Annotated in this window: 7 protein-coding genes; 5 read left to right on the forward strand and 2 right to left on the reverse strand. The window is 38.4% G+C overall.

The genetic code is table 11. The features are described 5' to 3' along the window. Positions 1-3: 3 nt before the first annotated feature. The 3 genes from L659_RS0122655 to L659_RS0122665 all read left to right on the forward strand — a co-directional run bounded on the left by L659_RS0122655 (position 4) and on the right by L659_RS0122665 (position 5,612). A complete protein-coding gene (locus tag L659_RS0122655) occupies positions 4-1,380 on the forward strand; it encodes an efflux RND transporter periplasmic adaptor subunit (RefSeq protein WP_442960117.1) in 1,377 nt (458 codons plus the stop codon). 26 nt (positions 1,381-1,406) lie between these two features. Beyond that, on the forward strand, positions 1,407-4,601 hold the full coding sequence (locus tag L659_RS0122660; RefSeq protein WP_024592060.1) for an efflux RND transporter permease subunit: 3,195 nt from the start codon (positions 1,407-1,409) through the stop codon (positions 4,599-4,601). Between the two features lie 90 nt (positions 4,602-4,691). Further along, complete coding sequence (locus L659_RS0122665; RefSeq protein WP_024592061.1) at positions 4,692-5,612, forward strand: cation diffusion facilitator family transporter; 921 nt, start codon at positions 4,692-4,694, stop codon at positions 5,610-5,612. Positions 5,613-5,777: 165 nt separating this feature from the next. Here L659_RS0122665 and L659_RS1000000124000 read toward each other — a convergent pair whose 3' ends face one another. Beyond that, positions 5,778-5,993, reverse strand: a complete 216-nt coding sequence (locus L659_RS1000000124000; protein WP_076915486.1) for a GDCCVxC domain-containing (seleno)protein — start codon at positions 5,991-5,993, stop codon at positions 5,778-5,780. Between the two features lie 1,762 nt (positions 5,994-7,755). On the opposite strand from L659_RS1000000124000, the gene L659_RS0122680 reads away from it, so the two are divergent. Both L659_RS0122680 and L659_RS1000000123630 read left to right on the forward strand, forming a co-directional pair. Further along, entirely contained in the window at positions 7,756-8,655 is a 900-nt protein-coding gene (locus tag L659_RS0122680) for a hypothetical protein (RefSeq protein ID WP_024590362.1), read from the forward strand. Positions 8,656-8,836: 181 nt separating this feature from the next. Continuing rightward, complete coding sequence (locus tag L659_RS1000000123630) at positions 8,837-8,932, forward strand: DUF4236 domain-containing protein (RefSeq protein ID WP_076915493.1); 96 nt, start codon at positions 8,837-8,839, stop codon at positions 8,930-8,932. 15 nt (positions 8,933-8,947) lie between these two features. On the opposite strand, the gene L659_RS0122685 is transcribed toward L659_RS1000000123630, so the two are convergent. Next, positions 8,948-9,283, reverse strand: a complete 336-nt coding sequence (locus L659_RS0122685) for a hypothetical protein (protein WP_024590361.1) — start codon at positions 9,281-9,283, stop codon at positions 8,948-8,950. Positions 9,284-9,341: the final 58 nt, after the last annotated feature.

Here is a 9,341-nt window from a genome sequence, read left to right on the forward strand (position 1 = left end):
ATTTTGGAAAAACATATGAATAAGCAAATTAAATTAATAACACTTGCCGCACTATTTTGTGGAATAACAACCATAAGTACTTCGACATTTGCAAATGTTCAATCAGCAGAAAAAACCGAAAAGCATGTTGAAGCAAAAGATGATGGACATGGGCATGAAGATAAAAATGAGCACGAAGAAGAAAAAGACGATGGGCATGGACATGAAGGTAAAAATGAACACGAAGAAGAAAAAGACGATGGGCATGGCCATGAAGGTAAAAATGAACACGAAGAAGAAAAAGACGATGGGCATGGACATGAAGGTAAAAATGAACACGAAGAAGAAAAAGACGATGGGCATGGACATGGAGGTAAAAATGAACACGAAGAAGAAGGTGCGGGAGTTAAACTTTCAAAGGAACAATTAAATTTAGCTGAAATTAACATAACCGTACTAGAGCCTCAGGCGATGACTTACAGTATTTATGCTCAAGGAGAGATAAAAGCGAATGACTATACCAGTTATTTGGTCTCGCCAAGAGTAGATTCGGTGATACTAAAACGCCATGTTGCTTTAGGTGATCATGTTGAAATCAATCAACCGTTAGTCACCCTATTTAGTGAGTCAATGGCTGAAGCACAAGCCAGCTATAGGCTCGCTGATTCAGAATGGAAAAGGGTTCAAAAACTTGGTCGAAAAGCAGTAGGTGATAAACGCTTTATAGAAGCTCAGACCGATTTTGAGGCTGACTTAGGACGATTATATGCGTATGGCTTATCTGCTGACGCTATTACCTCTTTGGCTACCAACACTAAAAAACTTGGACAATACACCCTAAACGCAGAGACTTCTGGCGCTGTATTATCTGATAATTTCCGTCAAGGACAACGCATAGAATCCGGCGGTACTTTATTTGATCTGGCTGATGAGGATACGTTATGGGTTGAAGCACGTTTAGCGCCATCAATGGAATTGGACTTACCCAAAAATTCAAAGGCGCAAGTAAATGTAGGTAACAATACATACATAGCTACGGTCACTCAAAAAGCTCATACCATAGACCCAGTAACTCGCACACGCATTATACGTTTACAGGTTCAAAATGACGGCCATAAGCTTCATCCAGGATTATTTGCCGATGTCTATTTTTCCCTTGAAACTGACAAAAAGGTCCTGGCTGTACCTGAAGAAGCATTAATGCGAGGTAGTGATGGTGATTGGATGGTGTTTGTTGAAGAAAATGGCGAATTTAAAGGTGTTGAAATCGAATTGGGACGACAACTGGGAATATTACGTGAAATTCATGGTTTGCCAGCAGGCTCAAAAATTGTCACAACTGGTGCTTTTTATGTTGCCGCGGAAATTGCCAAAGGCAGTTTTGACGCACATAACCATTAATTTATTGATAATTGGAGAACTAACACATGTTAAATCGTTTGATTGACTGGTCTGTCGCTAACCGATTATTGGTGATACTTGCCTTGGTTGCGTTAACGGCTACGGCCATTTTTACTATTCCACGTTTGAATTTGGATGCATTTCCAGATGTTACCAACGTGCAAGTTGCCATAAATACTGAAGCACCTGGTTTAGCTTCGGAAGAAGTAGAGCAACTAATTACTTTCCCCATTGAAGCGGTAATGTATGCATTACCTGATGTTGAAGAAGTACGATCTATTTCTAAAACAGGGCTGTCTGGTATTACGGTTGTCTTCAAAGAAGGCACCGATATTTATTTTGCTCGTCAATTGGTTTTTGAGCGATTGCAATCAGCAAAAGAATTAATACCAGAAGGTGTTGGAACACCTGAAATTGGTCCAAACACCTCTGGTTTGGGGCAGGTATATCAATACTTACTACTCGCTGATGAAGATTCTGGTTATGACAGTACGTCACTTCGAAGTCTAAACGATTGGGTGGTTAAATTATTGTTAATGCCTGTAGATGGTGTTACAGATGTCTTAGCATTCGGCGGAAATGTTAAACAATACCAAGTAAATATCAACCCTTCTCGTTTACTTGCTTACCAATTGACCCAAGAAGATATCGCTAACGCATTAGAAGACAATAATGATAATGCGGGTGGTTGGTATATGGATAGAGGCCAAGAGCAACTAATTATACGCGGTGTCGGTTGGCTAAGTAGTGATGAAAAAGGTATTGAAGAACTAAAACAAATCCCTGTTAAAACAATTGAAGGTACTGTTGTCTACCTTTCTGATGTGGCAACTGTTGAGTTTGGAAGCGAAATTAGACAAGGCGCTGTCACAATGACTAAACGTGTCGGTGCTAATGGTAGTAAATTCCTAGGTGAAGTTGTTTCCGGTATTGTTTTAAAACGTATGGGCGCAAATACTAAAGTTGCCATTGATGGCATAAAAGACAGAATCCCGCTCATTCAACAAGCCCTGCCAAAAGGTGTAACGTTTGAACCTATTTATGACCAAGCAGATTTAATTGAAAAAGCAGTTAGCACAGTCGCTCAAGCATTGACAATGGCTTTTATCTTTATTGTTATTGTATTGGTACTTTTCTTACTCAATGTACGCGCAGTTTTACTGGTTCTTATTTCTATTCCACTTTCTGTTGGTATGGCATTAATGATCATGGCTTACAATGGCTTGTCTGCGAATTTAATGTCTCTGGGTGGTTTAGCGGTTGCGATTGGAATGATGGTCGATGGTGCAGTGGTGATGATGGAAAATATTTTCAAACATCTCAGTCAGCCCGATCGTCGTCACGAACATAGTCATGAAGGAATGCATGACAGTGAGAATCCTTTTGATGTCGAAAAAGATGTCGATGTTAGTTTACGCATACAAATTGCCGCTAGAGAAGTAGCTAAGCCAGTATTTTTTGCAGTAACAATTATTATGGTGGTTTTTGCCCCTTTATTTAGCTTAGAAGGGGTTGAAGGCAAACTATTTCAGCCGATGGCTATTAGTATTATGATTGCAATGGTTGCGTCTTTAGCCGTATCACTCATTGTTGTACCTGCGTTAGCCAGTTACCTGTTTCAACGAGGTTTTAAAGCTCGAACCAGCCCTTTCGTTAGTGTGCTAGAAAAGCTTTACCGTAGTAGTTTAACAAAAGCGATGAACGCTAAAAAAGTAGTTCTTATCGGGGCTGGAGCCTTGCTTGTTGGTACGTTATTTTTAGTGCCAAATTTAGGCACTGAATTTGTGCCAGAGCTTGAAGAAGGCACTATTAATTTACGTGTAACCATGGCCCCATCAACCAGCTTAGCGACTGCCCTTTTAGTATCCCCTAAATTGGAAAAAATATTACTTGAATTTCCTGAAGTAACTTATGCTACCAGTCGTATTGGCCGAGCAGAAATTGGTGGTGATCCTGAGCCAGTGAGTAACATTGAAATCTATATTGGTCTCAAACCAGTTGTAGAGTGGACCAGCGCTAAAACACGCCATGAACTACAAGGTTTAATGGAAGTAAAACTTGAGAAATTCCCCGGTTTACTACTGAATTTTTCTCAACCTATCGCAACAAGAGTAGATGAATTACTTTCTGGTGTTAAAGCGCAGTTAGCCATAAAACTATTTGGTGCTGATCTCGATGTCCTTGCTCAGCAAGGTCAGGCTATAGTTAATGCTATTCAAGGTGTTGATGGTGCAAGGGATGTCGCTATGGAGCCAATCGCAGGTGAATCTCAGTTAGTCGTTAGACCAAACCGTCGTCAATTATCTCGATACGGCTTATCGGTTGGTGATGTAATGAGACTTGTGCGAAATGGTATCGGTGGTCAGGAAGTAGGACAAGTCATTAATGGTAATGAACGTTATGATATTTATCTACGGATAGACAAAGAGTTTAGAGATCAGCAACAAACTATTGCTGACTTACGGCTACAAGCTCCAACAGGTGCATGGGTACGGTTAGGTGATGTTGCAGATATTGCCATTGAATCGGGTCCCCCTCAGGTACGCCGAGATGATGTCCAGCGACGCGTCGTTATTCAAGCCAACGTACAAGGACGAGACATGGGGAGTGTCGTTAAAGATATTAGAGCAGCAATTGCAAGTAAGGTTGATTTACCTCCCGGTTATTCTGTTGATATCGGTGGCCAATTTGAAAATCAACAAAGAGCACAGCAAAGACTTGCTATCGTTGTTCCACTTTCTATTGGTATTATTGCGTTGCTACTATATTTTGCTTTTACTAGTGTTGGTCAAGCTATGCTCATACTCGTCAATTTACCCTTAGCTATGATTGGTGGAGTTGTCGCCTTGTATATTTCTGGTCAATACTTATCTGTCCCAAGTTCAATTGGTTTTATTACCTTATTTGGTGTCGCTGTTCTCAATGGTGTGGTTATGGTTGAAGCGATTAATCTACGCATTGAAACAGGTATGGAAAGTATTGCCGAAGCCGTTTACGAAGGCGCTATATCAAGGCTTCGCCCTGTATTGATGACAGCGATTACCTCCGCTCTTGGTTTGATACCTATTATCATGTCAAATGGTGTAGGCTCTGAGATACAACGACCATTAGCCACTGTAATTGTTGGTGGTTTGGTTACAGCAACGTTCCTTACTTTATTTGTCCTCCCCGTACTTTATGGTTGGTTTTCTAAAGGTCGGATTGAAGAAATGAGAAGGTAGTGCTGTTTGGCTAAAGCAAATATGACGGTTTGCTTTAACTCGATATCCCGTAGGTATTCGCTGCGGGATATCAATTTATAGGAGAAAGTAATGTCCGACAAATTACATCAACATCCAACTAGCGATGGACACAGTCATATTCCTAAAGATATGTCTTCAAGTCGTATTGGCTGGGCATTTATACTAAATGTTTGTTTTACTATTATCGAATTTATTGGCGGCTGGTTAACCAACAGTACCGCAATCATGGCGGATGCGGTTCACGATTTAGGAGATAGTTTATCCATCGGTCTCTCATGGGTATTAAATAAACTCAGCAAGAAAAACCATGATGAAACGTTTAGTTACGGCTACCACCGTTTTTCTTTACTTGGTGCGCTTATTAACGGCGTTGTCTTAATAGCGGGGTCAATTTATGTGTTAACCATTTCATTCCCTCGATTGTTATCGCCAGAGATGCCTGATGCTCAAGGCATGTTATGGTTAGCGATATTAGGGGTGATTGTTAATGGTTATGCTGCCTTCAAATTAAGTGACGGGAAAACATTAAACGAACGTGTACTTAATTGGCATTTACTGGAAGACGTTTTAGGTTGGGTAGCTGTGCTAATTGTTGCTATCGTCTTAATGTTTGTCGAACTGCCAATACTTGATCCCATACTTTCAATCGGATTTACCTTATTTATTCTTTTTAATGTCTTAAAAAACCTCCGTACTGCAATACGTCTGTTTTTGCAGGCAACACCAGAGCAAGCCATTCAAGAAAAAATAAAAATTGAATTATCAACATTGAAATTTATTGAAGATATTCATCATTTTCATTTGTGGTCCCTTGATGGTGAAAGGCATGTACTTACTGCTCATTTAGTAGTGAACCATTATTTTGATCAACAGGAATATATTGCAATAAAGCATGAAATATCAACACGACTAAGCCCGTTTCATCTTGAACATACAACGTTGGAATTTGAGTTTGTAAACGAAATATGTAGAGATTCAAAAAACAATTAGAAATACTTTCAAAGATGAAAAGACATTTTAACCAAACCTGTTGCAGGCTCGTTTTTTTGAGAGACCCCATTTCTCTTACTAGTGCGGAAGCCTTTAGTGTTACTACAGCGGAATGCTGACAGATTTATTTTACGTAAACCCAAATCTGACGGATGACTATGATGATTAGCTATTACAGCAATCTTGTCCTTCTTGAATTGGTGGGCATTTAACAGTTCCAAAAGAACAGAAAACGCAGCAATCACCTTTTAAAGGCTTTAATAATACTTTGCATGATTCACATTTATAGAACCACTGACAGGCATTGGTTGGCATTTTTTCTGTTTTACTATGACCACACTCAGGACAAGTTATTGTTGAGTTTAATTTTATACTTTGCATACTCGCACCTTTATAGGTTTTACAATATCTAATACTGACATTACAATCATTAAACTTATGCCAAAGTAGAATAAATAGGTACTCCAACCATATTGCCAGAGAAGATAGGGGTTTTGTGACCATCCCCTCGATATTAACCTTACTTGCGGTAAGGTACTGAAAAACCTAGTGACCTTGGGTTTAATATGAAATTAGCTAGTTTAGTCAAAACTCTTATAGCATTTTGATAATTTAATTATGAGAGCACTTTTGATACATATTTATTGCCAACATCATTAAGTAAACCTTTTAATAATTGTTTACCCCTCAAATTACTGTTTAAAAAACAGGCTTAAGGTTAATTTCGAGGGGATGGGCAACAAACCTCTAGTTTGACACCAAACTTACTACAGATTTAAATCTACAGAGCCTTTTCCGTTGCTATTTCCAAATTACGCAAGTCCAAAATAGTTTTCACACAGCCTGAGCTTGAAGGGGGCGCTAACTCTCTTGGGGGGCGAAAGCGCCTTAGACTTAATACTCTAAATTCGTTTGAAACTTGAATAATGGAAATGTCCGCTTTGGGAATTTGAGATCTAGCTCCATGCAAAAGTGTTAGGTAAAACTTCAGTTGTAAATGGATGTAATTTTTTAAGTGAAAATTGCAGTTTTAGGCTCAAATTTCACATCAAGTAATGAAAGTTCAACGGCAGCTATGAGCTTGAAGCAGTCATACAATGTAAAAAATACGACTGACCGCTTATCGCTCAAAGCCGACCTATAGAGTAATTACGTTAACACGTCTTGGGGCAGAAACGAGTTACGACTGATAGCACTAAGCTGAATTTCGGCAAAGAACGAATAGCGGTCATTGTGATTGGCTAAAAATAGTTAATTACTCATATTGGTGTTTGTTCACATATACAAGTAAACGTGCTACGAGCAGACATTTGCGCGGCTCGCATACAGTCAAATTTTTACCCCCACAAACCGATATAATGAGGGAAATAAATCAATTACAAGAAAAACGATTTTAATTGGCGAGTTTAGTGTGCTCCAGTTTTTTATTGATCTTTAAGCTTAGCACGCTACAAAGCGGTTCGTGGATGAGTGATAGCCAGGTATTGAGGCGCTAGTTATATTAAGTTGTTCGAGGCGGAGGGTGGACTATATTTATTTAGTCAAGACGATTGAGGCATCTACTTAATAATTGGCTATAAAAAAACATCTTATTCTCTTTTATTGACTACAGTTTTAGGTGGCTACAGCGGTGCTAAAAACAAGAGTTATTAAAAAGGCGTTAGCCTGTGAATAAGTTACAAAACTTTAAGCATTAAAGCCACTCTTCAGTTTATACTCCTGTCGGCCTTTCCCCTAGCTACGGCATCCCCCAAAAAATCACGACACTTCACTCCTCAGAGTGATTCTAAGCGACTTTGTATGAAAAGTGATGCAATTTACCTGTGCCTATGAAATTTCCTTATCGAGCCTCTAAGCTCCATAAAGAGAAGTTTATCAAGGCACGATTAGCTTTTTTTAGCTGGAAGATTGGTGAACGCGTTTTTTAAGGACTATTTTGCATTTAACTCTGTAAAGTCGCGCTCGTTCCTCGCTACGGCTTCGCCTAGTTAAAATTAAAAGCCGCGATATAGTGGGTTAGTTACCCATCCCCCATACATTAACTCTTAATGGGTAATGCTTTTGTAGTTGTTAATGATTTAAAAGTAATGAAAAAGAAATTATAATAATGTTTCTTTTACGTTTATTTAATTATGGAATGATTATGATAAAAAATTTACTTTTAACATCTTTAATTGGACTAGTTTCTTTCTCAAGTTTAGCCTCGGAAACTCCACTTTACACTGAATGCTCAACATGTTTTTCTTTCGAACAGTTCAAAAATACAGCAAGATTAAAAGCTAAAGTAGATCGCCCTCGCGATGTTTATGTAATGAATCTAGATAAATCAATTATTGAGAAATTCAATGTTTCTAAGACCATTACAGGGTACAGGATATTAAAAGGAGATAATGAACCTGATGGTCGTGGTGGTCATATTCAAGATGTAAGAATACCTATATATAGTTGGACTGTAGATAGCTATGGTGTAGAGCAGGACGCTTTAAATACTTTTCATAATATATCTGATGCAAAAAGTGCTGTTGTTGCAAGCTTAGCTGGAGTAAGCGCAACTATTGTGCCTAAAGAGATTGCAGGTAGCGCTTGGGACTTAGTTGGATTTGGTGCAAAACAATATGAAGTTTCATCTTATTATAATGAACATACAACCCTAGAACAGGATATATCGAACTTTACAATCGCAGCGGCAAAAGTTTCTGGCGTTGCTGAAATTGAAAAAGTCTTTATGCAGGTTGCTTTTGATGACAAAAGCATTGCAATATATTCGTTATATGGAATTATTGGTGATGAGCTTATATGGGATTTTGAACATGGTAGAGATGTTGACGGAAACAAAGTTGAACCTACACTTCCTGTAACATCACCACGTACATATACCTTTAAAAAAGGTGGTTTATCAACTTTCTCAAATTTTTATGATGCTGCCGTGCGTTCTGGAGCCCAATTTTACAGTACCTCTGCTAAATCACCTTCTTCTGCAGGTCGAGTTTCTTGTGTAGGCGGTAAAGCTCCTGGTTCATATATATGTACTTATACAAAATAATTAATTAAAAAATAGAGCCTTGTAAAACAAGGCTTTAAAATACATGAAAGTTCAACTCCTATGTAACACTATTTCTAACATCCATTATGAACCTTATTAAGTTTTCTTTTGTTGCTCTGATACTTTGAGCTTTGTTAAATTAAGATATAGAGTAAACATTAATTAATGCAGGGACAGCTACATGAGATTTAGAAAGAGCATCAGAATAGGTAAGGGTTCAAGGGGCAACCTAGGAAAAAAGGGAATTACTAGCATTTCTGTTGGAGGTAAAGGTTGAATTCGAAGAGAGCTTTTATGTTTCATAGCTCTCTTCGATGAATGAACTTAAGTATTCAGCATTGGTCTTTAATTTATTTATCAAACTGTTTTTTCGACTAAGAGCGTTACCGTGATTTTTTGCCTTCTGTTTTTCGATTTTCATTTCTCGTTTATTGTGCTGTATTAATTCGTTTTTTTCAGTCAGTGTATTTCCAATTTCATCCGATTTTCTTTTTTCCTTTTGATAGCACTCGTTTAAATCTTTTTTAGTCTCTGATATTAGTATTTTTTCAGCTTCAATTTCTGCTTGTTCTTGCTCTACTTCGAGCTTAGCTTGGATGCGGGCATTGTCTAGAAGCGTATGGGTCACACATTAAGAATCTTCAATGTCTGCTAGTGGAACTAAGCCGAACTTCGGCAAAGAGCGA

The organism is Pseudoalteromonas sp. S8-8, from assembly GCF_000497875.1.
Lineage (GTDB): Bacteria > Pseudomonadota > Gammaproteobacteria > Enterobacterales > Alteromonadaceae > Pseudoalteromonas > Pseudoalteromonas arctica.

What these genes read in the sequence shown, in the direction of transcription:
- L659_RS0122660 (WP_024592060.1), top strand. Translation starts at nt 1,407, where the DNA reads ATGTTAAATCGTTTGATTGACTGGTCTGTCGCTAACCGATTATTGGTG.
- L659_RS0122665 (WP_024592061.1), top strand. Translation starts at nt 4,692, where the DNA reads ATGTCCGACAAATTACATCAACATCCAACTAGCGATGGACACAGTCAT.
- L659_RS0122680 (WP_024590362.1), top strand. Translation starts at nt 7,756, where the DNA reads ATGATAAAAAATTTACTTTTAACATCTTTAATTGGACTAGTTTCTTTC.
- L659_RS1000000123630 (WP_076915493.1), top strand. Translation starts at nt 8,837, where the DNA reads ATGAGATTTAGAAAGAGCATCAGAATAGGTAAGGGTTCAAGGGGCAAC.
- L659_RS1000000124000 (WP_076915486.1), bottom strand. Translation starts at nt 5,993, where the DNA reads ATGCAAAGTATAAAATTAAACTCAACAATAACTTGTCCTGAGTGTGGT.